General features: G+C 57.3%; 29 protein-coding genes, 1 tRNA gene and 2 pseudogenes. 13 read left to right on the top strand and 19 right to left on the bottom strand.

Translation table 11 applies throughout. From position 1 onward, the window contains the following. Positions 1–3: 3 nt before the first annotated feature. Entirely contained in the window at positions 4–513 is a 510-nt protein-coding gene (locus tag AC6EI9_RS08665; RefSeq protein WP_498467402.1) for a hypothetical protein, read from the top strand. Here AC6EI9_RS08665 and AC6EI9_RS08660 read toward each other — a convergent pair. Continuing rightward, complete coding sequence (locus AC6EI9_RS08660; protein WP_498467400.1) at positions 475–2,556, bottom strand: lytic transglycosylase domain-containing protein; 2,082 nt, start codon at positions 2,554–2,556, stop codon at positions 475–477. The two genes, AC6EI9_RS08665 and AC6EI9_RS08660, sit on opposite strands and share 39 nt — an antisense overlap. A 25-nt stretch (positions 2,557–2,581) precedes the next feature. On the opposite strand from AC6EI9_RS08660, the gene AC6EI9_RS08655 reads away from it, so the two are divergent. Continuing rightward, positions 2,582–2,785 carry a hypothetical protein gene (locus tag AC6EI9_RS08655; protein ID WP_498467398.1) on the top strand — a complete coding sequence of 68 codons (204 nt, stop codon included), beginning with the start codon at positions 2,582–2,584 and terminating at the stop codon, positions 2,783–2,785. Positions 2,786–2,871: 86 nt separating this feature from the next. After that, positions 2,872–4,260, top strand: coding sequence for a phosphoglucosamine mutase (gene glmM, locus AC6EI9_RS08650; protein ID WP_498467396.1), 1,389 nt, complete (start codon positions 2,872–2,874; stop codon positions 4,258–4,260). On the opposite strand, the gene AC6EI9_RS08645 is transcribed toward glmM, so the two are convergent. Genes AC6EI9_RS08645 through AC6EI9_RS08630 form a run of 4 tightly spaced genes read right to left on the bottom strand, consistent with a single transcriptional unit; the run spans position 4,247 to position 8,533 of the window. After that, positions 4,247–5,227 carry a BadF/BadG/BcrA/BcrD ATPase family protein gene (locus tag AC6EI9_RS08645; RefSeq protein ID WP_498467394.1) on the bottom strand — a complete coding sequence of 327 codons (981 nt, stop codon included), beginning with the start codon at positions 5,225–5,227 and terminating at the stop codon, positions 4,247–4,249. The genes glmM and AC6EI9_RS08645 overlap by 14 nt on opposite strands. Continuing rightward, entirely contained in the window at positions 5,224–6,522 is a 1,299-nt protein-coding gene (locus AC6EI9_RS08640; RefSeq protein WP_498467393.1) for an IctB family putative bicarbonate transporter, read from the bottom strand. Before AC6EI9_RS08640 ends, AC6EI9_RS08645 begins: the two co-directional genes overlap by 4 nt. After that, entirely contained in the window at positions 6,522–7,229 is a 708-nt protein-coding gene (gene trmB, locus AC6EI9_RS08635; RefSeq protein ID WP_498467391.1) for a tRNA (guanosine(46)-N7)-methyltransferase TrmB, read from the bottom strand. Before trmB ends, AC6EI9_RS08640 begins: the two co-directional genes overlap by 1 nt. Then, the gene (locus tag AC6EI9_RS08630; protein ID WP_498467389.1) at positions 7,229–8,533 is read right to left on the bottom strand and encodes an FIST signal transduction protein; all 1,305 of its coding nucleotides are present in this window, start codon (positions 8,531–8,533) and stop codon (positions 7,229–7,231) included. The genes trmB and AC6EI9_RS08630 overlap by 1 nt, the downstream gene beginning before the upstream one ends. Before the next feature lie 70 nt (positions 8,534–8,603). Here AC6EI9_RS08630 and AC6EI9_RS08625 point away from each other — a divergent pair, with 70 nt between their 5' ends. Further along, positions 8,604–9,215: a DUF3177 family protein gene (locus tag AC6EI9_RS08625; protein WP_498467387.1), complete on the top strand. Its 612-nt coding sequence runs from the start codon at positions 8,604–8,606 to the stop codon at positions 9,213–9,215. Positions 9,216–9,217: 2 nt separating this feature from the next. Continuing rightward, the gene (locus AC6EI9_RS08620) at positions 9,218–9,511 is read left to right on the top strand and encodes a DUF7734 family protein (protein WP_498467386.1); all 294 of its coding nucleotides are present in this window, start codon (positions 9,218–9,220) and stop codon (positions 9,509–9,511) included. On the opposite strand, the gene ileS is transcribed toward AC6EI9_RS08620, so the two are convergent. Then, on the bottom strand, positions 9,512–12,421 hold the full coding sequence (gene ileS, locus AC6EI9_RS08615) for an isoleucine--tRNA ligase (RefSeq protein WP_498467385.1): 2,910 nt from the start codon (positions 12,419–12,421) through the stop codon (positions 9,512–9,514). A 22-nt stretch (positions 12,422–12,443) separates the two neighbouring features. After that, positions 12,444–12,980, bottom strand: a complete 537-nt coding sequence (locus AC6EI9_RS08610; RefSeq protein WP_498467384.1) for a Ycf66 family protein — start codon at positions 12,978–12,980, stop codon at positions 12,444–12,446. Between the two features lie 54 nt (positions 12,981–13,034). Here AC6EI9_RS08610 and AC6EI9_RS08605 point away from each other — a divergent pair. Next, positions 13,035–13,116, top strand: a tRNA-Leu gene (locus AC6EI9_RS08605). 54 nt (positions 13,117–13,170) lie between these two features. Beyond that, positions 13,171–14,199 carry a beta-carotene hydroxylase gene (crtR, locus tag AC6EI9_RS08600; RefSeq protein WP_498467382.1) on the top strand — a complete coding sequence of 343 codons (1,029 nt, stop codon included), beginning with the start codon at positions 13,171–13,173 and terminating at the stop codon, positions 14,197–14,199. Between the two features lies 1 nt (position 14,200). Here crtR and gatC read toward each other — a convergent pair whose 3' ends face one another. Genes gatC through AC6EI9_RS08580 form a run of 4 tightly spaced genes read right to left on the bottom strand, consistent with a single transcriptional unit; the run spans position 14,201 to position 16,248 of the window. Further along, the gene (gene gatC, locus AC6EI9_RS08595; protein WP_498467381.1) at positions 14,201–14,494 is read right to left on the bottom strand and encodes an Asp-tRNA(Asn)/Glu-tRNA(Gln) amidotransferase subunit GatC; all 294 of its coding nucleotides are present in this window, start codon (positions 14,492–14,494) and stop codon (positions 14,201–14,203) included. Then, positions 14,491–15,279, bottom strand: coding sequence for a creatininase family protein (locus AC6EI9_RS08590; protein WP_498467379.1), 789 nt, complete (start codon positions 15,277–15,279; stop codon positions 14,491–14,493). The genes gatC and AC6EI9_RS08590 overlap by 4 nt, the downstream gene beginning before the upstream one ends. A 44-nt stretch (positions 15,280–15,323) precedes the next feature. Next, positions 15,324–15,467: a DUF8629 family protein gene (locus AC6EI9_RS08585; RefSeq protein ID WP_498467377.1), complete on the bottom strand. Its 144-nt coding sequence runs from the start codon at positions 15,465–15,467 to the stop codon at positions 15,324–15,326. Positions 15,468–15,471: 4 nt separating this feature from the next. Next, positions 15,472–16,248: a queuosine precursor transporter gene (locus tag AC6EI9_RS08580; protein ID WP_498467376.1), complete on the bottom strand. Its 777-nt coding sequence runs from the start codon at positions 16,246–16,248 to the stop codon at positions 15,472–15,474. A 1,028-nt stretch (positions 16,249–17,276) separates the two neighbouring features. On the opposite strand from AC6EI9_RS08580, the gene AC6EI9_RS08575 reads away from it, so the two are divergent. After that, positions 17,277–18,470 carry a hypothetical protein gene (locus tag AC6EI9_RS08575; RefSeq protein ID WP_498467375.1) on the top strand — a complete coding sequence of 398 codons (1,194 nt, stop codon included), beginning with the start codon at positions 17,277–17,279 and terminating at the stop codon, positions 18,468–18,470. A gap of 193 nt (positions 18,471–18,663) precedes the next feature. Here the strand turns inward: AC6EI9_RS08575 and AC6EI9_RS08570 are convergent, their stop codons facing one another. After that, a complete protein-coding gene (locus tag AC6EI9_RS08570) occupies positions 18,664–18,900 on the bottom strand; it encodes a Nif11-like leader peptide family natural product precursor (RefSeq protein ID WP_498467373.1) in 237 nt (78 codons plus the stop codon). 61 nt (positions 18,901–18,961) lie between these two features. Here AC6EI9_RS08570 and AC6EI9_RS08565 point away from each other — a divergent pair, with 61 nt between their 5' ends. Both AC6EI9_RS08565 and AC6EI9_RS08560 read left to right on the top strand, forming a co-directional pair. Further along, complete coding sequence (locus AC6EI9_RS08565; protein WP_498470154.1) at positions 18,962–19,171, top strand: hypothetical protein; 210 nt, start codon at positions 18,962–18,964, stop codon at positions 19,169–19,171. Then, positions 19,143–19,394, top strand: a pseudogene (locus AC6EI9_RS08560) (hypothetical protein); the annotation flags it as partial. The gene AC6EI9_RS08565 and the pseudogene AC6EI9_RS08560, both read left to right, overlap by 29 nt. 220 nt (positions 19,395–19,614) lie before the next feature. Here AC6EI9_RS08560 and AC6EI9_RS08555 read toward each other — a convergent pair. The 5 genes from AC6EI9_RS08555 to AC6EI9_RS08535 form a co-directional block, all read right to left on the bottom strand. Further along, positions 19,615–19,875, bottom strand: coding sequence for a Nif11-like leader peptide family natural product precursor (locus tag AC6EI9_RS08555; protein WP_498467372.1), 261 nt, complete (start codon positions 19,873–19,875; stop codon positions 19,615–19,617). A gap of 244 nt (positions 19,876–20,119) precedes the next feature. Then, positions 20,120–20,398, bottom strand: a complete 279-nt coding sequence (locus AC6EI9_RS08550) for a Nif11-like leader peptide family natural product precursor (protein ID WP_498467370.1) — start codon at positions 20,396–20,398, stop codon at positions 20,120–20,122. A gap of 200 nt (positions 20,399–20,598) precedes the next feature. Continuing rightward, positions 20,599–20,877: a Nif11-like leader peptide family RiPP precursor gene (locus tag AC6EI9_RS08545; RefSeq protein ID WP_498467368.1), complete on the bottom strand. Its 279-nt coding sequence runs from the start codon at positions 20,875–20,877 to the stop codon at positions 20,599–20,601. A gap of 191 nt (positions 20,878–21,068) precedes the next feature. Next, entirely contained in the window at positions 21,069–21,338 is a 270-nt protein-coding gene (locus AC6EI9_RS08540; RefSeq protein ID WP_498467366.1) for a Nif11-like leader peptide family natural product precursor, read from the bottom strand. 182 nt (positions 21,339–21,520) lie between these two features. Next, positions 21,521–21,781 carry a Nif11-like leader peptide family natural product precursor gene (locus AC6EI9_RS08535; RefSeq protein ID WP_498467364.1) on the bottom strand — a complete coding sequence of 87 codons (261 nt, stop codon included), beginning with the start codon at positions 21,779–21,781 and terminating at the stop codon, positions 21,521–21,523. 243 nt (positions 21,782–22,024) lie between these two features. On the opposite strand from AC6EI9_RS08535, the pseudogene AC6EI9_RS08530 reads away from it, so the two are divergent. Then, positions 22,025–22,276 (top strand): annotated as a pseudogene (locus AC6EI9_RS08530) (hypothetical protein); the annotation flags it as partial. 231 nt (positions 22,277–22,507) lie between these two features. Here the strand turns inward: AC6EI9_RS08530 and AC6EI9_RS08525 are convergent. Next, entirely contained in the window at positions 22,508–22,756 is a 249-nt protein-coding gene (locus AC6EI9_RS08525) for a Nif11-like leader peptide family natural product precursor (protein ID WP_498467362.1), read from the bottom strand. Positions 22,757–22,848: 92 nt separating this feature from the next. Here AC6EI9_RS08525 and AC6EI9_RS08520 point away from each other — a divergent pair, with 92 nt between their 5' ends. Beyond that, positions 22,849–23,484, top strand: coding sequence for a DNA-3-methyladenine glycosylase (locus AC6EI9_RS08520; RefSeq protein WP_498469989.1), 636 nt, complete (start codon positions 22,849–22,851; stop codon positions 23,482–23,484). 42 nt (positions 23,485–23,526) lie between these two features. After that, positions 23,527–24,567, top strand: coding sequence for an aspartate carbamoyltransferase catalytic subunit (locus AC6EI9_RS08515; protein ID WP_498467361.1), 1,041 nt, complete (start codon positions 23,527–23,529; stop codon positions 24,565–24,567). Here the strand turns inward: AC6EI9_RS08515 and AC6EI9_RS08510 are convergent. Then, positions 24,516–26,021 carry an NAD(P)/FAD-dependent oxidoreductase gene (locus tag AC6EI9_RS08510; protein WP_498467360.1) on the bottom strand — a complete coding sequence of 502 codons (1,506 nt, stop codon included), beginning with the start codon at positions 26,019–26,021 and terminating at the stop codon, positions 24,516–24,518. The genes AC6EI9_RS08515 and AC6EI9_RS08510 overlap by 52 nt on opposite strands. Positions 26,022–26,095 lie beyond the last annotated feature (74 nt).

Below are 26,095 nucleotides of genomic sequence, written 5' to 3'. Positions count from 1 at the left end.
CCGATGCCCGTCTTGCGTTTTCTCCTGTTACCGCTTCGGGCTCCGCTGCTGATCGTTCTGTTCGTGGTCTCGCTGTTCCTGGGCCATCACTGGGCGATCCAGGAGGCTTGGCTGGCACAGGCTCATTCGATTTCGGTGGGTACGTTCTGGGCTCTGGAGATGATTCAGGCGGTCGTGGTGGTGGTGATCTGCACCATGCCCGACCTGCTGCTCCGTCAGCTTTCAATGCTGATGGCGTCGAGTCGCGTGCTCAGCCTGGTGGTCACGCTCACCCTGTTGATCACTGTGGGGCTTTACGTTCTCAGTCTGAGCTTGTTGTCGGATGTGTTGATTCTGGGGTCCGCCACACTGCTGGCACGCCTCGACCTCAGTCGCATCAAAGTGGTTCCACCTCCGCAGCTGATGGCGTTCTGGCTTGCAGTGATCGTGATCGGAGGCATCTGGATCGGCCATGATCTGCCCAATCCCCCGAGTTCACTGGGTGCAGCGATCAGTGCTGGCATCGGTCTCTGAACTGTTGTTCAGGTACGCCCAGAAATGACCGAGCACCTTCTTGGTGTAGAGACGGGTTTCAGGGTATGGAATGCGTTCGACCCACAGCTCAGGTTCCTCAACGAGTTCATCACTAATCCAAGATTCCGCCGCCCCAGGCCCAGCGTTGTAACTGGCCACCGTCAGCCAGGGATTGCCCTGCCATTGGTCCAGGAGGCCTCGTAAGTAGCGAGCCCCGAGAACTGCATTGCGCTCTGGCTCGCGCAGCTCAGCGGCACTGAGCTTTTCGCCCGCCACTTCGGCCGCAGTGGTCGGCATCAGCTGCAACAGTCCCACAGCACCGACGGGTGAAGCCACCCCGGGGGAGAACCGAGATTCCTGGCGCGCAACAGCCAGAAGCAGCTCCAATCGCACCTCTTCTCGCTCTGAAGCCGCCAGGAACAAGGGCAGGAGCGGTCGGGGGTGAAGGCTGTTGTGCAGCTGCTGACGTGTCTCGCAGGCTGGGGACACCAGTCTCAGACTGGATCGCCAAAGTCGGCTGAGACCGGTCCAGTGGTCATTCACCCCCAGCCGCAGTCGTCCCTCAAGTAAGAGCTGTTGAGGGGATGGAGTGGCGTTGCTGACTTCGCTGCGCCAGGTTTCCCAGGCTTCTTGATTCATCTCAAGGCGCCAGAGCTGGTCAACCAAGGGACTGCCGCTGTTGAGAGGGCTCCAGCTTTGACCCGAGTTCAGGCGTTCAGCCTCTGTGGCAGTCAGGACCTTGTTGCCTGAGAGAGCCGGCAGATGTCCAGATCCCAGCCTGGCCTGAGCTCGCCAGGTGTAATAACCGGGTGGCTGCTGACGGGTCAGCGACTGCCAGATCTGCTGGCCAGCTTTGCGATCTCCGAGCTTGTCCATGCTCATCCCCAGCCAGAATTGCTGGCGCGCACGCAGGGGGTCAGGCAGTTGTTCCGCTGGGATCGCAGTCAGCCATGACCTTGCCAGTTCCCATTGATCTGTGAGCAGGGCTTCGCGAGCGAGGTCCCACTGCAGTTGCCAGCTGGCTGGATGGCCTGGCCAACGTTGCAGCACCACCAGTCCTCCATCGCCCCCTGCCAGACGGACCCTGGCTGCGGCCACATCGGGCGATCGCTTCTGGAGAGACTCAGGCAAAGCTTTGATCAGGGCCTGTTTCGGAAGCAAAGGCTCACTCAGCAGCGCTGCGGACTTCAGCGCCTCCTGGCTGTCCGGATGATCCTTGGCCAGCTGCAGCAACATCGCTTCACCGCGTTGCTGTTGATCCTTGTTGCCTCGAAGCAGTGCGCGCCCGATCGTCAGCGCCTGAGCCGCTGCCAGGGGTGTTCCCTGCAGGCAAAGTTCAGCGGACTGGCCATCGCCAAGTTCAGCCAGTGCCGCTGCCAGTTGCAGACGCTGCTGCTGCTCAAGTCCTACCCCTGTGATGGCGCCACAGGCCTTGCGAAGCAGCTGCTCCGCTCCAGGCCAGGTGGCTCCCCAGCGGGCCAGATGCAGGGCACTGGATTGCACCAAGGCCTGGTCGGCGGCGTCCGGTAGTTCGGCGGCGGCCGCCAGAGCGGCTGGATGGGCCGGTTGAAGTCTGAGCAGCTCCTGCTTCAGTTGCGGTTGTTGAGCAGCAAGGTGGTAGCGGGCATCGGCACTGGCCGTTGACGTCGGGAAACGTCGGAGCAGATCCCGCCAGTGTTGTTGCTCCTCCTGGTCACGGCCCAGTGACTTTGCCGCCAGAGCTTGTTGCTTGATGGCCACTGCCGCGATTGGAGCTGGCCCCCAGCCCTGGCCGGTCAGGAGGTGCCTGCGCCTTTGCGGAGAATCGCCGCTGCGGCTGCCCAGCATCAGGGCGGCTTCGCGTCGCTGTTCAGGGTTCGCGGACCAGCGGTAGTGCCTCCAGAGCTGCGCATCATTCAGCTCCGGCGTGATCGGTGTGTGCTGATTGCGCAATAGGGCGCGGCCACCCAGGATCGCCAGAACAGTCAGAAGCGTGGTGCCGCCGAGAAGCAGCGGTCCGCGAGTCTCTCGAATGTTCAAGCCGTGGCTGGAAACTGCTGGCATTCTGTGCCCAGCAGGATCGAACCGGATGGTTGCTCAGCGTCGGCAACCGCGACCTGGCCAGAGCCAACGCCTGCGCCTGGTTGTGGCCTCAGGGCTGGCTGTTGTGGTTTGGGGCCTGCGCTGGCTCTGGCCCTTGCAGTGGTTGCCTGGCTGGGTGGTGCTGCTGGTGGGTTTATGGGCTCTGCTGGAACTGGCAGCTCTTCTGCTTGTGCCTCAGCGATGGAACTGATCGGCATCGTGCGGCTGTGGCCCTGTCACTGGTTCAGTGATCGGCTGTCTCAGGGCTCTTATGGTTCAGTCCACAAATGAGACCTCATGGCCTCTTCCGCCGCCCATCCGCTCGGTTCACTTCAGTCCCCCGAGGTCAGTTTCGGGACTGATGGTTTACGGGGTCGTGTCGGTACGGCGATCACACCCGCTCTGGCTTTGCAGGTGGGTTTCTGGTGTGGGCACGTCTTGCCGCCGGATGGTCCCGTTCTGATCGGGATGGATTCCCGATGCAGCGGTTCGATGGTTGTGGCCGCTCTGACTGCAGGTCTGACTGCCGCAGGTCGTGAGGTCTGGACTCTTGGCCTTTGCCCCACACCGGCGGTTCCCGGTCTGATCCGTCGCTTTCAGGCATCAGGCGGGCTGATGGTTTCGGCAAGTCACAACCCGCCTGAAGACAACGGCATCAAGGTGTTTGGGCCAGACGGCAGCAAGCTGGGCTCCGAGTTGCAGCGCCGCATTGAATCCGGTCTGCGCGGAGAGGCTGATGCTGCTGGGCTGATGAGCGGTTGTGGCGCTGCAAGCCACCGCGCTGAACTGCTGCAGCACTATCGCGACAGTCTGCTGAGCAGCGTTCAGCACCAACGTCTGGATGGGGTACGGATCGTGCTCGATCTGTGCTGGGGTTCAGCAACCGCCTGCGGTGCAGAGGTCTTTCGCTCACTTGGGGCCGACCTCACCGTTCTGCATGGCACCGCCGACGGTGAACGCATCAATGTGGGCTGTGGATCCACCCATCTCGGACCGCTGCGCGAGGCGGTGATCGAACGCGGTGCAGCGATGGGCTTCGCCTTCGACGGTGATGCCGATCGGATGCTTGCCGTGGATGGTCGTGGTCGCGTGGTTGATGGTGACCATGTGCTTTACCTCTGGGGGTCTGTGCTCCAGGACAGCGGTGCTCTGCCTGATCAGCGCCTGGTGGCCACGGTGATGTCCAACCTCGGATTTGAGCGGGCCTGGCAGGCCAGAGGTGGTCAGCTGGAGCGGACTCCTGTCGGCGATCAGCATGTGCACGCGGCCATGGTGAGCAGTGGTGCCGCTCTGGGCGGGGAACAGTCCGGCCACATCCTCTCTTCCGCCCATGGACTCGCCGGTGATGGGGTTCTCACAGCGCTTCAGCTCGCCACCCTTTGCCATGGCCAGCAGATGACGCTTGCGGACTGGCTGGATCGCAGCTTCCAGGCCTATCCGCAGAAGTTGGTGAATGTCAGGGTGACAGATCTCGCCCGTCGCAAGGGTTGGGCCGAGTGCGCTCCTCTGCGAGAGCTGGTCGACGAAGCAGAACGCTCGATGGCCGAAGACGGCAGGGTGCTGGTGCGCGCAAGCGGTACCGAGCCTCTTCTGCGGGTGATGGTGGAAGCGGCCGAAGCCGATGTGGTGGACCTCTGGACTGGTCGGCTGGCTGAAGCGGCCGACCGCCACCTCAATGCGGCTTAAGAGCGGAACGATCCATCGCGCAGGCCAGCGCACCATCACAGGAGTCTCCTGGTGATGATTGCCAGTTGCTCCCTGGCAGTAGGGAGAACACTGTTTGATTGACGAGTTGGCGGAACTCCGGCAAGTGCTCCAGTGCTCCGCCGCGTGCTGCCAGTGATGGTGTGTTCAGATCGAGTTCCTTCGCTGTGGCAGCTGCTGCCGCAGCGAGTGCGGAGGCAGACCTCTGCAGGATTGCCCGCGCAGCGTCATCTCCTTCTGCGGCTGCTTCGTCGACCAGTGGGGCCAGCCTCGCTTGGTCGGCGACCCCATGGTCTGGGCTGACCACGAGTGCTTTGAGGTCGGCGGCGCTGCGACAGCTCAGCGCATCCCAGAGCCGATGGCGCAGGGTCCGATCAGGAGCACGGCCATCAGCCATCCTCACGCTGAGTTGAAGCGCTTCGTGGCCGATATCGAAGGCGGAGCCTGCGCCATCCAGACGCCAGCCCCAGCCACCGCAACGATGCTCGCGCCCGTTGGCGTCACGGCCAACCACGATCATTCCGGTGCCGCTGATCAGCACAATGCCCGCCTGATCAGGGAATGCGCCTCGCAAGGCGGTGCGTTCGTCTCCGGTTGCCAGACAGCGTGCTTTGGGCAGTTGAAGTTCCGACGCGAGCAGCGCTCCGCCCCTCTCCTGCAGAGGCCCAGTCTCAATGCCGCTGGCTCCAATGGCCGCAGCCATGATCGGTTCTGCCTCGTCGGCATCGAGACCGAATCGCTGCATCCAGTCGAGTCGGGCTCCGTTGAGGCTCAAGCGGATGGCAGAACGAAAGCGCTCTTCGCCGTCAGCTGTGTCCAGATGGCTGACTCCAGGCCCTGAACCATCGCCGACCGTTCGTAGCTGACCGTCCTCCCAAACACTCAACCGGCAACGGCAGTGAGTTTGTCCGGCATCAAATCCAGCCAGGATGGGAAGTCGCTTGTTCAAGGTTCTCCTCGCATCTGGCTCAGGGTGGCCAGACACAACCAGCCGCTGATCTGCACTTCAGGGCGGAAGAAGATGGTGTCGGCGGCACCCTGGATCAGCAGACCAGCGATGGCCGCCAGGCAGCCCAGGCAGGGAAGCGCAAGTTCTGAGCCTGCAGTTAGGGCCCGCCAGCCGTTGCGAAGGCTTGCAAAGCCAAGCCCCAGGCAGGCGATCAGGCCAGGGATGCCGGTCTCAACCAGGATTTCAAGGGGCACGGAGTAAGCACTGAGGGCATTGAATTTCGGTTGCTGGTAAAGGGGGTAAACGCTGTTAAAAGCTGCATTCCCCGGGCCGATGCCCAACCAAGGACGGTCCTGGATCATGTCGATCGCTGCCAGCCAGACGTTGATCCGGAAATTGTTGGAACTGTCGCCTCGACCGGCCAGCAGGCTGGCGACTCTGGTGCGGATCGGTTCAACCTGTGTGGCGGCAACGGCGAGCACCACGCCAGTGACGACCAGCAGGGCCAGCGGCAGAAATCGTCGCCAGAACGCTGGCCAGTGGCGGATATATCGAAGCAGCAGCAGCAGGAGCAATACTCCGACCGAAGCCACCATCCCGAGCCAGCCTCCGCGGCTGTAGCTGAACAGCGTTGAAGCGCAGCCCAGGACCAGTGCTGTGGCTGCGTAAAGCCTGGACCCCCAGCCACGCCAGCGAATCATCGCCACCATGGCGATGGGCAGAATTGGCACCAGGTACCCCGCCAGGAGATTGGGATTGCCCAGTGGTCCGTAGATGCGGATTGTGCCCTCCGCCACCGAGTTGGGATCGGCCCAGCGAGCCAGCTCCTCCGTTGGGGCATACAGCTGGCGCAATGCCACCAGGCTGCTCAGCAGAGATCCGCCCAGCAACGCCGCCACCAAGCGGTCCCACCACTGAGGACTGACACTCAGTAGCTGGCGCATCAGGGCATAGACCCCGAGGTAGCTGATCAGCTTGAGCAGCCCTTTGGTGGCTGCGCTCGGTACCGGTGAAACACCTGTGGCCAGCACCGCCACAGCCAGGAACAGCAGTAGCCAGCCACTGATCGCGCCGATGCGAGCGGGAGTCTTGGTGAGTGACCAGAGCACCCAGAGGGCTCCGCAGGCCAGCACGATCAGGCCCAGACCTGCGCGCGTGAGAACTGGAAGTCCGGCCATCAGAAGGATCAGCACGATCCCCGCCAGATCGCTCAGGCGCTTTTGCTGTGCCGCTGAACCTGGGAGCAGTCCTTGCCAGCGCAGCAGCCAAGGGGTCGGGGCCGCGGCCTCAGCCATCAGTGATTGAGAGGAACGTCAGCGGGATTATCGACCCGTTGCCAAGCGATCTCCAGTTCTTCTAGCTCTGGCATTGGCTGTTCGTTGCGCTGGTAAAGCACCCTGTAGGCCGGAAGGCCCTGCTCCTGCACGTAGCGTTCACGTTCGGTCGGCACCGGTAGAGGGTTGTTGGTGCGCCAGGGACGAGCGTCCTCGTCGGGACGCTCAAAGCAACCGCTCAGTTCGACCAGTGTGACCATCGGTTCCACCACCTCCAGCACATCGCTTTGCAGAAACAGCTCGCGACTGGGACTGAGAGCCGCCGCGATGGCCAGCAGCAGCGAGGGCTGCAGTACCCGGCGTTTGCGGTGTCGCCGCTTGAACCAGGGATCCGGGAACTGGATGCTCACCAGCTGTAATTGATCCCTCGTCAGCTCTGTAAGCCAGCCCTCCAGGCTGATGTTGGCGTTGCAGAACAGGTAGTGGAGATTGTGACGCTGGAGTTTGTCGCGGTCACGCTGGGCTGCCAGCACGAGTGGACGCCTGATTTCCACACCCAGATGATTCCAGTCTGGTTTCAGTTCAGACAGCTCCAGCAGACACACGCCCCGGGCGCAGCCGATATCCAAATGAATGGGTCGATTGGCTGTGTCAAACAGCTGCTCGGGGCCGGGCAGTTCCAGAGGCAGCTGAAAAAAGCGGCTGAGGGGATTGACGTGTTGCCGCATCAGGACCGGATTGCACCCTCGGGAGGATCGCAGCGCAACAGACCCCAGCAGGCGGTGTAGCCATGCAGATGGGTGGCGCCTCCGAGTGGGCCGATTTCGCCGTTGCAGAAGCTGCCGGCAACCGGAAGTTGCGGAAAGACATCGCGAGCGATGCTCACATCGCCATCGGGGCTGCCGAACAAGCCGTTGCCCCGGCCCAGACAGGCGAAGAGGAGTCCCATCAACGGTGTGGCGTCGCCGCCTTGATCGCGTCTGGTCTGCAACAGCTGGCGGGCTTCCTGTCGTGAAGCTTGCGCTTCACGCAGCTGGAACTGCACGTTTTGACCGGCACGGACGCGATCGGCAACGGCAACCGCGCCGTTGCGGGGATCCACGCCGATCAGATTGCGCACCAGAAAAGCTCTTTCGGGTTGATCCGCTGAGCCGCCGCCCTGATTCAGTCCAGCCAGCATGGCGTCAGCAATTAATTCCTCCCGTTCCACGCCCAGGAACAGGGAGTGCTGCACCAGTTCCCTGTCCTCGGCGCTGAGATCGGCAAGGACACGCTGCAGGCAGGCCACAGGACTGGCTCGGCGGTCGCCGTCACTCAGTTCGAGCAGAACGTTGCGTTGAGCCTGTTCGATGGCGAACACCGGTCCGATCGGACGACACCCCTGGGCGACCACTGGATCCAGGCTCCACGTTCCACCAATGCTGAGTCCTACCGCTCCCTCAACAACCTGATCTCCGTAGAGCAGAGAACCATGATCGGCATTGTGAGCGACGGCAATGCCTCCGACTTTGGCGATGCCGGGGTAGGCGTAGTCCAGTCCGCTCACTAAATCGTTGATGGCATGACAACCGGGATCGAGCAGCAGCAGCATTGAACGGCTGTGGGCAGCGTTCACGCCCACCCAGTCCTGCCAGTTCTGGGCTGCTCCATCAAGATCGGGCAGCTGGGTGCTGTCGAGACTGAAGCTGTTCAGTTCAGCTCCAGGAAGGTTGAGGAGACTGATGCTGAGCGCTGGTGTGCGCTCCACTTCATGAGCTTCGCCTGCGGTTGTGGTGCCAACGACACCACCGCCAAGACCCCCCAGCCAGTGTTTGGCATTGAGGCGTTTTTGCAGCAGCGGCAGCAGGCGGGTTAGATCGCTCGCGAAATGACTCGAGATGAACACGAGGGCCAGATCGGCCTCATTCGAGCCCAGAGCACTGGTGACTTCCCTTGCAGCATCTTCAAGAGAAGGCTTGCTGGAAAGGGCATGTCGGCATTGAGCCTGCAGCCCGCGGCTCCGGAACCAGTCGAGAGGATTGAACGGAACCATGGTTTGGACCTTACCAATCCTGTCGACCTGATGGATGACCGTGATAATGGCCCTCTGATGACCCTGACCGGTGTCCGATTTCACAACACGCACCCTGGTGTGGCTGACCTATCGCCTGGGGGCGACGATTGCTCTGGGCATTCCGCTTGTGCTTCTGATCTGGTCGGGGCTTCGTCGCGACCCTGCCTTGGTGAGGTTGCTCGGGATCTACTGGAAAGTGGCAAGCCTGCTGGCGATCAGCGTGCTGTTGCTCACTGATCAGCGGCCGATCGGCTATTTCACGGCATTTCTCGCGCCTCTGCTGATGGCTGCGTCTCTCTGGTTCTGGGTTGACCTCAATGAGGAGCTGGCCGACAGCCCTCCGGGGCGCGCGCTGCCATTCACGGTGCGGGTCTGGCGATGGGCCCTCACAATCTTCGCCTTGTTCGCCGCCGTGATGTCCGGTTCGGCACTGGGATGCACCCGTCAGCTCGAGACCGATGCCTGCCGGCTGTGGCTGGAGGCGCCCCAGGGGCTGCATCGAGTCGCCGAGCGCGTGTTCGACTTCGTCTTCGGTGGCGAGTGGACGATGGCCGTGGCGGCCTTTATCGGTTATGTGGCTCTGGTGGCTTACGTCGTCGGTCTGCTGCAGTGGGCTCTGGTACGACTTCCCAAGCAGGGACGAGTCGCTGGGGATTTCTGATCATGGAATCCACTGTCCTCGTTCAGGAGCTGGAAGAGCGAACGCGTCTGAGCCCTGACCGGGTGGTGAGGTTGCACGGGTTTGTTCTGGATGAGCCGTTTGAACTGTTGATCTTTCGTGGCTTCAGCAGCAGCACGACGCATCCAACAGCCTTCGATCCAGATGCCTCGGTTCTCCCCGATGGCACGCGTTTGGATTGGGCGGAATTACTGCAGGGCCCGCTCGATCCCGCCGGCGAAACCAGGCTTGTCGGCCCTGTGAATCCTGAAGACCTGCTGGCTCAGGCCGGCTGGTGATCAGCGACGATTCAGAACATTGCAACAGCGCCCACACAGGGTTGGATGCTGGCTGTGCTGACCGACATCGCTCTCGTAGTGCCAACAGCGTTCGCATTTGATCCCACGGGCTCTGCTCACCTCGATGATCGCGCTGTCGTCTGTCTGGTCGGCCAGGAGTTCGGCCCAGGGCTCTCCTCCTAATTGCAGCTGAGAGACCAGCAGCCAGTCGCGCAGACCATCAGCCTCCGCATCGCCGTTCTCGTTCAACCAGTTGAGGGCTGACTGCAGCTCTGGGTTGCGCGTTTCGATTCGGACGGCTGCCTCCAACGATGCCCCCAGTTCCTGTCGGCTTCGGCAGTCCTCCAGAACTCTGTTCACCGCAGCACGCAGCTCGCGCAACCGCTGAATCGGTTCACTGAGGCTGGGATCGCGCCAGTCGGCTGGAACCGACGGCCAACCACGGTGGAAAATCGATGTCTCCTCCACCTCATAGGGCAGGTTCTGCCAGATGTCCTCGGCCATGTGGCACAGCACCGGAGCGATCAGACCAGCCAGGCGTTCGATGATCAGCGACATCACGGTCTGACAGCTGCGTCGTCGTTGGTCGGTGGCTGCGCTCACATAGAGCCTGTCCTTGGCGATGTCGAGATAAAAGTTCGAAAGGTCGGTCACGCAGAAGTTCTGCAGGAGTTGGAAGAAGCGGAAGAATTCATAGCTCTCGAAGGCTTCCGAGATCTCATCCATCACCTCCGCAGTGCGTTGCAGCATCCAGCGGTCCAGCAATGGCAGCTCCGCCACAGGGACGGCGTCTTCGGCTGGATTGAAGTCGTGGAGGTTGCCCAGCAAGTAGCGGCTGGTGTTACGCACTTTGCGGTAGACGTCAGCGAGCTGGCGAAGGATGCCGGTACCGATCGGCACATCAGCGGAGTAGTCAACCGAGCTCACCCACAGGCGAAGCACATCAGCGCCGTAGGCAGGTTCCTGCTTCTGGTTCTTGCCGCCCTCGATGATCACCATCGGGTCGACAACGTTGCCCAGCGATTTACTCATCTTGCGACCTTTTTCGTCCAAGGCGAAACCGTGGGTGAGCACTCGCTGGTAGGGGGCATGACCATTGACGGCCACCGATGTCAGCAATGAGCTCTGGAACCAGCCGCGATGTTGGTCGGAGCCCTCCAGGTACAGATCGGCGGGATAGCAAAGGCTCTCTTTCTGGCTGGAGACTGCGGCCCAGCTGGAGCCGGAGTCGAACCACACATCCATGGTGTCGGTGCCTTTGCGCCATTGCTCAGCCTGATCGGCATAGGCGGGCGGCAGCAGATCAGCTTCGTCTTTTTCCCACCACACGTCGGCACCGTGTTCGGCGATCAGCGCTTCGATGTGAGCAAGGGTCTCGGCGTTGAGCAGAACGTTGCCTCCACTGCGGCTGTAGAAGACGGGGATCGGCACACCCCAGGTGCGCTGACGTGAGATGCACCAGTCGCCCCGTTCCTTGACCATCGCTTCGATGCGGTTGCGACCTGAAGCCGGTGTCCATTCGACTTGATCGATGGCATCGAGGGCCTGCTGACGGAAGCCGTCAACGGAGGCGAACCACTGTTCGGTGGCACGGAAGATCGTGGGCTTTTTCGTGCGCCAGTCATAGGGGTAGCGGTGTCCGTAGGCCTCCTGCTTCAGCAGTGCCCCTGCCTTCTCGAGTGCCTCGATGATCACTGGGTTGGCGTCCTTCAGGACGTTGAGACCTGCGAAGGGTCCAGCCTCGTCCGTGAGCGTGCCTGCTTCGTCGACAGGACACAGAACAGGCAGGCCATTTTTCTGGCCTGTGTGAAAGTCATCGACTCCATGGCCCGGGGCCGTGTGCACGAGGCCTGTGCCCGATTCCGTCGTGATGTATTCACCGCCGATCACAACGGGGCTGGTGCGATCCAGCAAGGGATGGCGGTAGGTCAGACCGGAAAGCAGCGCTCCCTTCACCGTTGCTTTGCGGACGAGTGGTCGCTCCAGGGTTTTGGCGAGGGAGTCGATCAGGTCGGCGGCAACCACAAGCAGCCGCCCTTCGCCATCGTCGACGAGTGCATAGTCCAGGCGTTCATTAACGGAGACCGCCAGGTTGGCCGGAAGCGTCCAGGGGGTTGTGGTCCAGATCGCCACCTGAAGTCTCTTCCCGAGTGCGTCGGCATCACCTGGTAATGCGATGCCATCCGTGCTGAGGGCGTCGCGCAGCACGGATGGCAGTTCAACCGCTGGGAAGGCGACGTAAACGCTGGGGCTGGTGTGGCCATCGGGGTACTCGAGCTCTGCCTCCGCCAGCGCTGTCTGCGAGCTGGGGCTCCAATGCACCGGCTTGAGCCCCCTGTAGATGTGCCCTTTGAGCACCATCTCGCCGAAGACCCTGATCTGGGCGGCTTCGTAGGTCTTTTGCAAGGTGAGGTAAGGCTCTTGCCAGTCGGCCCAGATCCCCCAGCGCTGAAATCCTTTCATCTGGCCGTCCACCTGCTTGCGGGCGTAGGCGGCGGCTTTTTTGCGCAGTTTGATCGGGGTGAGCGCCTGTCGCTGATCCGGATCCATCGACTGCAGCACCTTCAGTTCGATCGGCAGGCCATGGCAGTCCCAACCAGGGATGTAACGAACCCTGCGTCCTCGCAGGATCTGGTATTTATTGATCACATCCTTGAGAACCTTGTTCAAGGCATGGCCCATATGCAGGGGGCCATTGGCGTAAGGCGGTCCGTCGTGCAGCGTGAAGATCGGTCCTGAGTTCTGCAGGCCCAGCTTCAGATCGATCCCGTTGTCAGCCCAGAACGACTGCAGTTCTGGTTCCCGCTTCACGGCATTGGCGCGCATGCCGAAGCTGGTCTGCAGCAGGTTGAGCGTGTCCTTGTAGGAGGGACGTCCTTCACTGTTGGCGTCGCGCGTCTCCTTACTCACGGTTGGGCAGCTGCAGACGGAATTATCCGTCCTCGCTGGCCAAGTTGGGTGCCGTTGCCTCCTTGGGCTTCTCCAGGGTTGCTGAAAGAGCTTCCTGCGAGGTGTCTGGCTGATTGGAGTCCTCCGGACGAACCCAGCGTTTGCCGCTGCGGCTACTGCCCTCTTCACGGTCGGCAGCCGGTGGCTCGGATTTCAGGCTGCCGATTGCAGCCTGCAGATTGCTCAGCAGTGTGGTGACCGAAGTGCTGAGTTGTTGCACGCTTGTCGTCCAACGTTCTTTCGACCGCAGGCGCTGTTGCTCCTCTTGGCTGAGTCGTTGCCAGCGTGATTGGGCGACCTCTGCGCCGAGTCGACTGATCAGCAACGCGCTGCAGATGACGGCGAGCATCGGTGCACCGCGCAGGCGATCACTGCTGGTGACCAACACCAGGCCGAGCAGCAGCACAACGCCTCCCCAGATCCCGTCTCTGGGCCGACTCAGTTCCGTGGCGAGCAATGGCAGCAGCAGCACCGCCAGGCCCAACAGCAGACAAAGGTCTCCAGCGATTGTGGCCAGCATCAAGGAAGCAGCATGTCTGGGTGCATTCTGGTTGTCTGCCTAGAGTTGCAACCTGCCCATCTGGCGGAATTGGTAGACGCGCTGGTTTTAGGTACCAGTGGCTTCGGTCGTGGGGGTTCAAGTCCCCCGGTGGGCATTCGTTTCCCTAATTTGGTTCCACTTACAGCGGTCAGCCAATCTCCCCTCGCTGATGACACAGGCCCTCGTACAACCTGCAAAGCAAGGCCCTGAGACTCGCCTGCGCTCTGTGCCGAGGGAGTTCTTGGCACCACCTGCAGCGTTGAACCTCACAGTGGTGTTGTTCATTGGTGGTTATGTGCTGGCCGCACTGACCATCTGGGGTTGGTTTGCAGCGGGATGGCCCCTGCCAGTGCTCTTGAGCACAGGTTTTCTAGCTCTGCACCTGGAAGGCACCGTCATCCATGACGCCTGCCATAAATCGGCGCATCCGGTTCCCTGGATCAATCAGGCGATGGGACATGGTTCAGCACTGTTGCTCGGCTTCAGTTTCCCTGTTTTCACCAGGGTGCATCTCGAGCATCACGCCCATGTGAACGATCCCCACAATGATCCCGATCACATCGTGAGCACCTTTGGACCTCTGTGGTTGATTGCTCCTCGATTTTTCTATCACGAGTGGTTTTTCTTTCAGCGCAAGTTATGGAAGCGCTGGGAATTGATGCAGTGGGGTCTCGAGCGCAGTGTGTTTCTGGTGATTGTTCTTGCTGCGGCCAAATTTCAGTTTCTTCCCTTCATCTTCAATTGCTGGTTTGCTCCAGCTCTGATGGTGGGAGTGACCCTGGGGCTGTTTTTTGATTACCTGCCCCACAGACCTTTCACGTCTCGTAATCGCTGGAAAAATTCCAGGATCTATCCAGGTCGGATGATGAACTGGTTGATCATGGGTCAGAACTATCACTTGATCCATCACCTCTGGCCTTCCATTCCCTGGTTTGATTACAAACCTGCTTACGAAGCCACAAAGCCTTTGCTCGACTCCAAAGGCTCCCCACAGCGGCTGGGAATTTTTGAAACGCGCCGCGATGGATATAACTTCCTCTACGACATTCTTGTTGGCGTCCGCAGTCACAAACGCCGTCGAGGAAAAATGCGTCGCGTTGCCAGATTCATGCCTCTGCGACGATTGCAGCGATCCTGGCTCGGATTTGTCAATCAGATTGCGATCAAAACCGAGTCGAGACGTTCGACTTCTCGCTGAATTATTCAGCCAAAATTTTGGGTACCCGAAAGAAGTCTCCTTCTCTCAAAGGTGCCTGTTCTAGAAGCTCTTCCCGAACCTGTGTTGGCTCCACCTTGTCGTCTCTTGTGGCATTGACCACTTCCACTGCACGGGTGGTGGGAGGAATTCCTTCGGTGTTAACGCCCTGGAGCTGATCCACATAATCGAGAATGCGCTCGAGCTGCCCTGTGTAGGTCGTGATTTTCTCCTCAGGCAGATCGAGGCGGGCCAGATGGGCCACCTTGCGCACGTCGTCGGCGGTGATCTTGCTCATGCAGCGGCGAGAAAAGTTTCCAGATCCTCGCGCAACGCCTTCGCTGCCGTGTTCAAAAGCTCCTGACCGTGTTCTGGTCTGGCCAGAAAGGGGTCTGACCCCATGCGTCCATCTGGGTAACGGCGGCGGAAGTCCGCAGGCCCATGAATCGATCCGCAGGGTGCTGGATCCGGCAGCGATCTCTGCTTGCTGATCAGACTGTCGTGGAGATGCAGGGTGACGGCAATTTCGCTGGGGGTGGCGTGCTGTCCTTCGCGGTCGCCGTAGAGCTCACGGGCTCGCCTCATCACCGGACCGGCCATGAACCAGTTCGCCAGCCTGCAGCGCAAGCGCGGGGCAACCTCCAGGCCGCGGCTTGCGGCGGTGCCATAGGCCTGAGCGAAGGCTGCCTTGCTTGTGGCGATGTTGCCGCCATGACCATTGACCACCAGGATCCGCTCGAAGCCGTGGGTGGCCAGTGAGATCACAAGGTCATGGATCACAGCCAGCAAGGTTGCGGGCTGAAGGCTCATGGTGCCTGCAAATCCGAGATGGTGTTCGGCCATGCCGAAAGCCTGCACCGGAGTGACCAGGACGCCGCTCAGTCGTCCGAGCTCAAGCGCTACGGCCTCGGCGGTCAGGGCGTCGGTGCCGATGGCTCCTGTCGGGCCATGTTGCTCAGTGGATCCAAGGGGAACAATGATTCCTTTGCAGCTTTGCAGGTACTGATCCACGTCGGGCCAGCTCTGCAGGGCCAGGCGAATGGCGTCGTTGCTAGCGGCCGGGCCGGGGAGGATGGAAGGCATGCCGAGCGTGGCGTTGGCTTGAGAGTCGATCGTGAGAGCTGGCTTCAGTGAGCTGTGCCGTTGCCGTCGTACTGATCGGTGTTGTAGTAGCCGCCCATGGTGCCGAACAAGAACGTGGCCACCACGAAGAAGCCGCTGCTGAACAGCAACACCGAGCCCAGGTTGAAACCGGAGAGTGCAGCATCCATGGCGTCAGATCGGTTTCTCCAAGCCTGACAGCGGATTGGTGCTTGTCATCATTTGCATGCAGGGATCGTCATCGCCCCCGATCTCACTGCCGCTCTGGGGGACCTCAAGCCACTGTCTCAGTCGACCAGTGATCCAGATGAACGGCAGGGTGTCCGCCAGTGCAGCGGCCGACTTGAACAGATAGCCGCTGGCGATGAACGAGATCAGTTGCGGGGCCACTGGTTCACCCGGACGCACGGGGAGAACGCCCGAGGCGTAATGGCTGATCAGCACCACAGCGCTGGTGTCCACCAACTGGCTCACCAGCGTGGAACCGTTGTTGCGCAGCCACAGGGCCTTGCCATTGCTCACCCTTTTCCAGAAATGGAACATGCGCACATCCACAAACTGAGCTGTCAGATAGGCAGCCATGGAGGCGATGACTGATCCGAAGGCCAGGCGTTGGATTTCGAAGAATGTGGCATCAGGCGCTCCTTCCACTCCTGGTAAAACACCTCCCAGCCAGAGGATCAGCACGACCCAGCCGTTGAGCAGCAGGCCAACCCAAACCACCTGGGCGGCCCTCTTCTCTCCCCAGAGTTCACTGATCAGATCCGTACAGAGAAAGGTGATCGGGTAGGGCAGGGCACCCACAGCCACCACAACCGGCCAGGAACCAATGTGTCCCAGTTCGAGGAAACGGGTCAGGCCAAGAATGTTCAGCATGCCCAGGGTCCCCAGAAACAACCCGGCCAGTACCAGAAAGCAGAATTCTCGGCGTTGCTGTAGCGCTGGATTCATCGGTGACGCTTCTCGATGGTTTCAGGCTGGCGGTTATTCATCTCGCTCACTATTTTTTTTTAGATGTTGAAAAGCCCGCCTTCTCGTAGAACGGCTTTTGCCTGCTTCAAAAGATCTTTATGATTTTTTCAACCCCCGACAGATTTTGGTGCTGATGAGTTGGTGGTTTTGTATATCACTTTCAGTTTAGACAATTCTCTTGCATTGCTCTGGATTTAGATAGCTTTCATTCCATTGCAGGCCGATCTATTCAACTAATGTTGCAGCCCAGCTTTCCGAAAAAAATTATGAATTTGTTGGCATCAAAAGTGAAAATTTGAGCACCACGATTTTCCTTCTGTGGGGAGAGTGTTTCTTGTTGATGGTTTATAAATGTTACCGTATTGAACGGATTTGCGGTGTCGTTATTTCCTGAGCTCAGGTTGCTTCTGAGTGTCGAGCATCGGTACGAGCTTGAGGAAAGTGCATTGCTGCTGAAATAATAAGCTGTTAGCTATTTCCGTGGTGAAATCGGTTGCCGAAGGAAATATCTGGCGCTCGGCTCAGGAGAGTCCTGCCATGACAATTACAAGGGTTTTCGGACCATCATTTTGCAACCTGCTGCGGAGAAGACTGTTCAGTATCTGTTGCTGAGGCGTGTTGAGATGGCATAGTGGTCAGCAAAAACGGTTTAAATTAGAAATTCAAATTGTGTTGGTTAAACGATCTGATTTTGAATTCTTGTCAAACCATAAGAGGACTTTGATCTCTTGCGTGAACCAAGTATGGTGTCCTTTCCTGGTTTTGAGCTTCGGACTGATCTTGGCGAGGTTGAAGCGGCTTTTGAGTTTGAGAAGTGTTAGTGATGTACGCGTTGAGCTCGAAATAATGATGATTCTGTTTGTTTGGATTTAAAGCTTCTGAACAGACTATAAATTCTTTTTGGGTTGCAAAAACTTGGTTGCTATATGATAGTGCTACGGAATCTCCCGGGTGAGTCTTTGGAAACAGTGGAAATAGAATTAAAGAAGGTTCTGGCGGTTTGATTCGTGGAAGTTGTTCCCTCTGATAACCCAGGCGCTGATCCCTCGAAAGCACAGATTTCACATGTTCTGCGCGTCGTAGCAAGTTTTGCTTATCCAGAGCTGTTTCAGCTGATCAAAGCGCAATGCTTACCCATCAGCGATTGTCTGGCATTCGTTGATCAATATGCAAAAGTAGATGAAATTATTGTAGGACTTGAGTTCCATCACGACAAGTCAGAAATTATTGACATATCTTTCTTTGGCCATGAATGGAGCAAAAAAATTCAGAAAATCATCATGCCTGAATGGTGGTCTGAGATTGAAGAAATTTGCTTAGAACCATCTGGCCATAGTGGTGATTTTGGTGGCAGTCTGTTTTCTAGCAATGATTCAAGCTCTGGCCGGCTAACCACTCATGCCACTTCTGCTTTGCAACTGCAAGGTGATCACATTATTGAGTGTGAGGCGCGCAATGGACAAATCTCTGTGGCTGGTATTTTTATTCCATTAAGTCATGAAATTCAGGAGGATGCTAAGCCTGTATTTTCGTCAGTCTTTGATGTTATAGGTGAGATCCAGCGGGCCAAAAGTCAACCGTCTGTTAAGCATCAAAATGGCTTCAAAAGTCTAATCAGTAGTCTCGTTCAAGTATTAGGAGAGCCCATTAATCTGGGTGTGATGGTGGGTCGTCCGCAAGATCTTAAGCTTATATTTGGTTGCTTGAAAAGCCCCATTGATATTCGTAAAGCCTTGCGCGCGGAACATTGTATCGATGTACCAGCAGAGTTTTTGAATCAAGTCAATTCTGCTGTTGTATCTCTGCTTAAAGTGAGCGAAATAACCTTTAGATTGTGTCTCGACATAAATATGAAACGAGCTGCAATTTCTCCTCGTTTTTGCCTTGAAATTTTTCCGTTGCAGGTGATATCCGAAACTAGAAACTGGTTCGTCTTGGATCAGCTTGCCGATATTTTCGGTCTAACGACGTCGGCTACTATGCATGTTCGTTCCGTGCATCAACATCTGCCTATTGGTCAAAAATTAGATGCAAGATTGGTTGACATGATGCAGGGGCGTTTTGATTTTTCGCAGAAGATGGTGAGTAAGCATGAATATCAGCAAGCAGCGGTGCTTAGTCATTACAAGATCGGTCTTGAGCCGGGTAAACGCATCACCATTAAGTCATATGCTTATGTCAAGCAGTGCCTCTCCGGTTGATTGTAAATGTCTGGCTAGTGCAGCAGTGGTTGCATGTTGATGAATGGAAGCATGAGGGTGATTGAAGCAATAAAAAGCCCCGGCCGTTGCAGGGGCCTTGGTGAAATGTAACGAGCTACTCCCCAGCCTTTTCAACTCTTTGTCGTATACAACCTTTATTCCAACTCACGTGCCGCATTGTCGACCACGCACTCTATGGCGAGTAACTAACACACGTAAAACCTCCGCACCCTGAGTACTTGCCTCCAGCCAAACTTTCCAGCTCCTCGTCTGAAATCTCGGTCTGAATGTCATCGGCTGAAATTTTATATCCCATGTCTTTAGCAATTGCAACGATTTCATCGGAATCAGCAGCAGCTTTGAGCTTCTCCTGAAGGCTGGTGTCGCTTTTGACCTTTTCCAAGAAAGCTTTGAGCTGTTCTTCTGACATCTGAAAGAATGGGCTTTGTTCATTTCATTGTCTCTTCTTCAAGCAGCGTTGTCAGACTTCGGTGAAGAAGGTTGTCGCTCCAGCCACGCCCATAGCCACCCAGCGCATCGCCAAGAATTTCCCCGCTCTGCCTCAATCCTTCTTCTGGCGTCCTGCAGAGCTGGTGGGACCTGAGCTTGTGGGTTGCCGGCTGGTGAAATGCCAGAGCGATGGAAGTTTGCTGTGGGGCGTTACCTCGGACGTATCGCCATCACGCCAAGGGTGGAGCTAAGTGCCATTGGGGCTCAAGGATGCTGAAGCGATTGGTTGAGGCAAGAAGTGGTCGTAGAAGCAAGAGAAAGCGTGTCTCGCCAGGGCAACAGCAACTGCCGTTTGTATTTGATGTGCGTCTCAATCAAATTCCAGAGGAGTGGCATCAAGTAGCAGTGAGATTTAGACGGGCTAATGGCATCCGAGATGGCGACAGGGAGCGAAGTATTTGGCAGTTGTGTTGAGGGGATAAGGGTAGAAGTAGGGCAACAGAATGCGTAGGCTTTATTCGCTGTGCCTTGTATTTTTTATGGATGGATTAGGCGGTTGGGCGTGTGAAAGCTTTGACTGTTTTGTTGTCAGTGGTGCCAGGTATCGGATGCTATTTGGGTCTGATTGATGGTGGGTATGGGGTGATTGAAGAAATAAAAACCCCTGCCGTTGCAGGGGCTTTGATGAGTAGGCTCAGTCAGGCACGCACACAGAACACCAGTACGTCCAAGCAGCAGTCCAGCCAGGCCTGCAATCACCTCCAGCCACGCCTTCCAGCTCCTCTTCAGAAATTTCTGATGGAGCCTTCTTCAAATCGTCAGCAGAAATACTAAACCCAGCTTCTTTTGCAATCGCAACTACTGCATCAGCATCCGAAGCAGCTTTGAGCTTTTCCTGAAGAATGGTGTCTGCTTTGACTTTTTCGAGGAATGCCTTGAGCTGTTCTTCTGACATAGGTGTCAAGTCTGTTAAGTAATTATAGCAATGGTCTGCTGAAGTGTCTTTGACTAATAATTACTACGCTCAATAGTGCCAGGTATTGAATGCTGATTTATGGGGTCAGTCAGAACATTGAAGCAATAAAAAATCCCTGTCAATGCAGGGGCTTTCGCGGGTGTGTAGGCTTGTTTAAACAAGTACAAGGTCCACTTAATTAAGGTCCACTTCTTGTGTATTTGTTTTCAAACTATAAGGTCCACTAACAACATAAGCCTTGATAGTAGTAGCTGGAGGTCCACTGCTGGCAACGGGTGTCCCAGGTGCCAGCTCCACCAGCTGCGCCCTCCAGCTCCTCGTCTGCCAATTCTCGTGAGCGGATTGAATATCTAGATTGAATATCTTCTGCGGTAATTGAAAAGCCTGCGTCCTTGGCAATCTCCACAACAGCATCTGCATCTGCAGCTCCATTGAGTTTCTCCTGCAGGCTGGTGTCTGATTTGACCTTCTCTAGGAATGCCTTGAGTTGTTCTTCTGACATGGGTATCAGGTCTGTTCTGCTGTCATAGCAACGGTCTTCTCTACAGGCTTTGGTTAACAATTACTGTGCTAAATCGTGCCAGATATTGAAGGCTGATTTATGAGCTTATTGGCGAGGTTGAAGAAATAAAAACTCCTGCGGCGGCAGGGGCTTTGCAATGAGTAGGCTTTCTTTAGTGTACAAGGTTTTGATCAGATTCATCACCAGGAGTAATGACCAACTCCGCAGGTACCCGCCCCGAAGCTACAGTAGGTTCCGCAGTCATTCCCTCCAGCCACGCCTTCCAGTTCCTTGTCGTTCAGCTCTTCGTCTGAAAGTTCGGATTGAGCCTTAGTTAGGTCATCAGCAAAAATACTAAACCCTGCTTCTTTTGCAATAGAAACCACGGCATCAGGATTAGCAGCTGCTTTGAGCTTCTCCTGAAGGCTGGTGTCTGCTTTGACCTTCTCCAGGAAGGCTTTGAGTTGCTCTTCTGACATGGGTTTCAGGAGTCCTTAGTGGTTATAGCAACAATAACTTGAAGTGTCTTTGGCTAACAATTACTGCGGTCAATCGTGCCAGGTATTGAAGGCTGATTGATGGTCTTTTTGGGGTGATTGAAGAAATAAAAGCCCCTGTCAATGCAGGGGCTCTAGCGGGTGTTTAGGCTATCCGCAGATGCCCCCACCTATTACCCTGGGCAGCCCCAGCTACAGGCGCCACATCTCCCAGTGTCGCAGCCTGCATAAGACAGGAAATCCCCTCCAGAATCCCCCCCAGCCACGTTTTCCAGTTCCTCTTCAGAAAGCTCTGAGCGAAAGTCATCAGCAGAGATGCTAAAGCCAGCCTGTTTCGCAATAGCAATAACAGCATCGTAATCATCAGCTGCTTTCAGCTTTTCCTGAAGGCTGGTGTCTGCTTTGAGCTTCTCCAGGAATGCCTTGAGTTGCTCTTCTGACATGGGTATCTGAAGTCTTTAACTGTTATAGCAACCATATCTCGCACTGTCTTTGGCTAACACATACTGCGCTCAATTGTGCCAGGTATTGAAGGCTAATTTATGGGGTCAGTCAGACCATTGAAGCAATAAAAAACCCCTGTCAATGCAGGGGCTTTCGCGGGTGTGTAGGCTTCCAACCACCCTCAGTTCCAGGTGTTCAGACAGGCAGTTGGCACCGGGTCCAGTTGGCACCAACCATCCATTCCTCCAGCTGCGCCCTCCAATTCCTCATCTGAAAGCTCTGTGACTTGAGCGTTCTTCAAGTCTTCAGCAGAGATAATAAATCCTGCATCTTTCGCAATCGCAAGAACTGCGTCTGAATCAGCAGCTGCTTTGAGCTTCTCCTGAAGACTGGTGTCTGCTTTGACCTTCTCCAGGAAGGCTTTGAGTTGCTCTTCTGACATCTGAAAGAAAGGGCTTCGTTCATTTCATTGTCCCTTCTGCAGGCTGCATTGTCAGACTTCAGTGAAGAAGGTTTGTCGCTCCAGCCACGCCCAAAGCCACTCAGCACATCGCCAAGGATTTCCCCGCTCTGCCTCAATCCTTCTTCTGGCGTCCTGCAGAGCTGGTGGGACCTGAGCTTGTGGGTTGCCGGCTGGTGAAATGCCAGAGCGATGGAAGTTTGCTTTGGGGCGTTACCTCGGACGTATCGCCATCACGCCAAGGGAGGAGCGAAGTGCCATTGGGGCTCACGGATGCTGAAGCGATTGGTTGAGGCAAGAAGTGGTCGTAGAAGCAAGAGAAAGCGTGTCTCACCAGGGCAACAGCAACTCCCTTTTGCTTTTGATGTTCGGCTCAATCAAATCCCAGAGGAGTGGTATCAAGTTGCGGTGAGATTTAGACGAGCCAATGGCATCCGTGATGGCGATAGGGAGCGAAGGTTTTGGCAGTTGCGTTGAGGGAATAAGGGTAGATGTAGGACTAAAGAAAGCTGAGGCTTTATTTGCTCTGCCTTGTATTTTTTGTGGATGGATTAGGCATCTGGTCCGGTGAAAGTCTTGAGTGTTTAGTTGGTGATGGTGCCAGGTATTGAAGGCTGATTTATGGGGTCAGTCAGACCATTGAAGCAATAAAAAACCCCTGTCAATGCAGGGGCTTTCGCGGGTGTGTAAGTCTGGGCTTGCGAACGTCTAGTGACTTGTAAGTGACCCAAAGCATCTCCATGGACAACACCAGTCACCCCCAGCTGCGCCCTCCAATTCCTCATCTGAAAGCTCTGTGACTTGAGCGTTCTTCAAGTCTTCAGCAGAGATAATAAATCCTGCATCTTTCGCAATCGCAAGAACTGCGTCTGAATCAGCAGCTGCTTTGAGCTTCTCCTGAAGACTGGTGTCTGCTTTGACCTTCTCCAGGAAGGCTTTGAGTTGCTCTTCTGACATCTGAGAGACAGGTCTTTGTTCATTTCATTGTCTCTTCTGCATGCAGCCTTGTCAGACTTGGGTGAAGAAGGTTTGTCGCTCCAGCCACGCACATAGCCACTCAGCACATCGCCAAGGATTTCCCCGCTCTGCCTCAATCCTTCTTCTGTCGCCCTGCAGAAGTTGTTGGACCTGAGTTGGTGGGCTGCAGGTTGGTGAAACGCCAAGCGGATGGAAGTTTGCTCTGGGGCGTGATTGTGGAAACAGAGGCGTATTCACAGGATGAGCCTGCCTGCCACGGCTACCGGCGTCGGTCACCGCAAAACGAGACGCTGTTTGGTGAGCCAGGGCGGTTTTATGTGTATGTGAGCTATGGCATCCACCACTGCGTGAATGTGGTGACGGAGCGCCCTGAATGGGCCAATGGCGTGTTGCTGCGTGCTGTGGCATTGCCTGATGAGCCTGAGCGGATCGCGGCCGGGCCGGGCCTGTTGGCCCGCCGATTTGGGATCGATCGCCGTTGTGATGGCCTGGCGGTCTGCGGTGACAGTGATCTCTGGCTTGCACCCCGCCCGGTTGCGCTGAGCGAACCTGTTTTGCTCACCACCACCCGGATCGGGATCAATCAGGGCCAAGAGCTTCCCCTGCGCTGGTACTTACAGGCCAGTCGCAGCGTGAGTAAACGGGCTCGAGGCGATCGTTCCCCGAAGCCCGCACAAGCTTTCTGCGCTGGTTCGCTGTGCAGTTGAACACTGCGGATCTACGATCAAACCAGGTGAGCTGACGTTCAGTTGAGCACCTGGACACACCGACACATCCTTGATCTCGCGGCCTTTTCCAGGGAAGACTTCGCGACTGTTCTGGAGTTGGCCCATCGGTTCCGGTCGATGCCGGTCACAGGTGCCCGTCGGCTGCCGGCTTTGCAGGGCCGCTTGGTGGCCACCCTCTTCTTCGAGCCCAGCACCCGCACGCGCAGCAGTTTCGAGCTGGCGGCCAAGCGTCTCTCGGCAGATGTCTCCAGTTTTTCGCCTTCCAGCAGTTCGCTCAGCAAGGGGGAGTCACTGCTCGATACCGCACGCACCTACGTGGCGATGGGAGCCGACATGTTGGTGGTGCGCCATCGCTGCACCGGTGTGCCTCGCCAATTGGCTGAAGCTCTAGAGCGCACGGGTGATCGCACGGTAATCCTCAATGCCGGTGATGGTCTGCACAGCCATCCCAGTCAGGGGCTGCTCGATCTCTACACACTGGCCCATTATTTCGATGCTGCTAATCCTCTGCCGGAGGCTTTGCAGGGGCGGCGGGTCGTGATTGTGGGAGACATCCTGCATTCACGTGTCGCCCGCTCCAATCTCTGGGCCTTGAGTGCCTGCGGCGCTGATGTCGTGCTGTGTGGTCCGCCGAGTCTGGTGCCGGATGCCTTCGGCGACTTTTTGGCTGAGCCTCCGCCTGGCCAGGCCGCGGATCCCGTTGCGCAGCGCGGTTCATTGACCATTTGTCGCGACCTTGATGCTGCCCTCGAGGGGGCTGATGCCGTCATGACCCTTCGCTTGCAGAAGGAACGCATGCGTCAGCACATGCTCAGCGCGCTGGACCGTTACCACCGTGATTACGGCCTCAGCCATGAGCGATTGGCTCGATGCGGAGCCTCCATTCCAGTGCTGCACCCCGGTCCGGTGAACCGGGGGATTGAGATGAGTGGCGCCCTGCTTGATGACCTGAGCGCCAATCTGGTTGAAAGTCAGGTGAGCAATGGCATCCCGATCAGGATGGCCCTGCTTTATTTGATGGCAGCGGCGGAATCCTCCGTGGACTCATCTGCCTTGGGTTGAGGCGAAAGACCGGAAACCTGATTGGAGTAGTAATCCATCGCTGCCCGTAGAGCTGCTCCGGGTTCAGAGATCGATGGGCCTGCTCCTGGTGCCATTGGGAATGCGGCATCCGGTGCGTCCAAGCCCATGTGCTGACTTGGCATGCCCGTCAGCAACATCGATGCTCTGGCCTGAGAGACCACCGCAAAGATCCATTTCAATAGCAACGAGAAGCGATTCTCCTCATTGGGCATGAAGGCGAGGTGAGCAGCGGCCCAAAGCAGCCAGCCAAGACCGCCCTTGAATTTGAATCCACGCAGGTCTGCGACCGCGTCGACGCGATCCAGTACGGCCATGCTGCCGAAATCAAACCAGCTGAAATTTGGCCGTGATCCGCCGGCCACGATGGCGGCGATATCTTTGCCCACAAACCCTCCGGCCTGGGTTGCAGGCCCGGCCATCCCAGGCAGCTGATTTCCATCTCGGGTGTGCTTGTAGCAGCAGAGATCCCCCACCACTCGGATCTCGGGATGCCCCTTCATGGAGAAGTCTGGCTCCACAATCACGCGGCCAGCACGGTCCGTCTCGCAGCCCACGGAATCCGCCAACTTGCGCCCGAGATGTGAGGGCCGCACGCCGGCGGTCCAGATCACTGTGGCTGCCTGCAGCTTTCGCTCACCATCCGGCGTTCCCACAATCACTTCACCGGGTTGCATGCTCTGCACACGCCCTTTGAACAAAAACTCCACACCGAGGGCCGACAGAGATTTCTGCGCAGCCTTCGACAGCTCCTCCGGCATCGCTCTCAGTACGCGGTCGCCTGGGTCGACCAGAACGATCCTGGTGTCTTCCAGATTCAGCTGGCGGAATTCCTTGCGCATGGCATTGCGCATCAGTTCGGAAGCGGCTCCAGCCATTTCGCAACCGGAGGGCCCTCCTCCAACGATCACGACGGTCTGTAGGAAACGTCGTGCCTCAGGGTCAGGCGTCTGTTCGGCCTGCTCCATGGCCATCAGCAACCGCCGCCGAATCTCTTCGGCGTGCTCAAGGATTTTCATCGGTGGGGCAAAGGTCCGCCACTCTTCATGACCGAAGAAGGTGCTTCCCGATCCTGTCGCCAGCACAAGGTGGTCATAGCTGTAAGCCTTGCCGCTGAAGATGATCTGCTTGTCTGCAGCCTTGATCTCAGTCACTTCTCCAAGCAGGACCTGCACATTGCTTTGGCGTCCCACCAGCTGTCGCAGCGGGGTCGCTACATCACCGCTGGGGACAAGGCCTGTCGCAACCTGATAAAGCAGAGGCTGGAACAGATTGAAGTTGCGTTTGTCGATCAGGGTGATGCGGACGTCTGCCTTGGCCAGCGCTTTGCAGGCACGAACACCAGCAAATCCTCCACCCACAATCACCACGTGGGGCGCGTCTCTCAGGCGCTCTTCGGGTGGATCCAGCTCGAGGAAGTAATGCGCTCCAGCCATGGATGCAAGGTTGACAATCTGAATTCAGCGTATGGATGCCGAACAGTTTTGTCTGCGCTTTCAATCATCTGAAG

This window comes from Synechococcus sp. MIT2312 (genome assembly GCF_059772315.1).
The sequence above is the reverse complement of the archived record's forward strand: the minus strand, read 5'-3'. Positions and strand labels throughout refer to the sequence as shown.

Bases quoted from the DNA above. Each gene is read 5' to 3' on its own strand.
- trmB (WP_498467391.1), bottom strand. From the start codon at position 7,229: ATGCGGCAACACGTCAATCCCCTCAGCCGCTTTTTTCAGCTGCCTCTG.
- AC6EI9_RS08540 (WP_498467366.1), bottom strand. From the start codon at position 21,338: ATGTCAGAAGAGCAACTCAAGGCATTCCTGGAGAAGCTCAAAGCAGAC.
- AC6EI9_RS08510 (WP_498467360.1), bottom strand. From the start codon at position 26,021: ATGGCTGGAGCGCATTACTTCCTCGAGCTGGATCCACCCGAAGAGCGC.
- AC6EI9_RS08610 (WP_498467384.1), bottom strand. From the start codon at position 12,980: ATGCTGGCCACAATCGCTGGAGACCTTTGTCTGCTGTTGGGCCTGGCG.
- crtR (WP_498467382.1), top strand. From the start codon at position 13,171: ATGACACAGGCCCTCGTACAACCTGCAAAGCAAGGCCCTGAGACTCGC.
- AC6EI9_RS08640 (WP_498467393.1), bottom strand. From the start codon at position 6,522: ATGGCTGAGGCCGCGGCCCCGACCCCTTGGCTGCTGCGCTGGCAAGGA.
- AC6EI9_RS08555 (WP_498467372.1), bottom strand. From the start codon at position 19,875: ATGTCAGAAGAACAGCTCAAGGCATTCCTCGAAAAAGTCAAAGCAGAC.
- AC6EI9_RS08665 (WP_498467402.1), top strand. From the start codon at position 4: ATGCCCGTCTTGCGTTTTCTCCTGTTACCGCTTCGGGCTCCGCTGCTG.
- gatC (WP_498467381.1), bottom strand. From the start codon at position 14,494: ATGAGCAAGATCACCGCCGACGACGTGCGCAAGGTGGCCCATCTGGCC.
- AC6EI9_RS08550 (WP_498467370.1), bottom strand. From the start codon at position 20,398: ATGTCAGAAGAACAACTCAAGGCATTCCTAGAGAAGGTCAAATCAGAC.
- AC6EI9_RS08660 (WP_498467400.1), bottom strand. From the start codon at position 2,556: ATGCCAGCAGTTTCCAGCCACGGCTTGAACATTCGAGAGACTCGCGGA.
- AC6EI9_RS08590 (WP_498467379.1), bottom strand. From the start codon at position 15,279: ATGCCTTCCATCCTCCCCGGCCCGGCCGCTAGCAACGACGCCATTCGC.
- AC6EI9_RS08545 (WP_498467368.1), bottom strand. From the start codon at position 20,877: ATGTCAGAAGAGCAACTCAAAGCCTTCCTGGAGAAGGTCAAAGCAGAC.
- AC6EI9_RS08570 (WP_498467373.1), bottom strand. From the start codon at position 18,900: ATGTCAGAAGAACAGCTCAAAGCTTTCTTGGAAAAGGTCAAAAGCGAC.
- glmM (WP_498467396.1), top strand. From the start codon at position 2,872: ATGGCCTCTTCCGCCGCCCATCCGCTCGGTTCACTTCAGTCCCCCGAG.
- AC6EI9_RS08620 (WP_498467386.1), top strand. From the start codon at position 9,218: ATGGAATCCACTGTCCTCGTTCAGGAGCTGGAAGAGCGAACGCGTCTG.
- AC6EI9_RS08525 (WP_498467362.1), bottom strand. From the start codon at position 22,756: ATGTCAGAAGAGCAACTCAAAGCCTTCCTGGAGAAGGTCAAAGCAGAC.
- AC6EI9_RS08535 (WP_498467364.1), bottom strand. From the start codon at position 21,781: ATGTCAGAAGAGCAACTCAAAGCCTTCCTGGAGAAGGTCAAAGCAGAC.
- AC6EI9_RS08630 (WP_498467389.1), bottom strand. From the start codon at position 8,533: ATGGTTCCGTTCAATCCTCTCGACTGGTTCCGGAGCCGCGGGCTGCAG.
- AC6EI9_RS08580 (WP_498467376.1), bottom strand. From the start codon at position 16,248: ATGAATCCAGCGCTACAGCAACGCCGAGAATTCTGCTTTCTGGTACTG.
- AC6EI9_RS08655 (WP_498467398.1), top strand. From the start codon at position 2,582: ATGGTTGCTCAGCGTCGGCAACCGCGACCTGGCCAGAGCCAACGCCTG.
- AC6EI9_RS08585 (WP_498467377.1), bottom strand. From the start codon at position 15,467: ATGGATGCTGCACTCTCCGGTTTCAACCTGGGCTCGGTGTTGCTGTTC.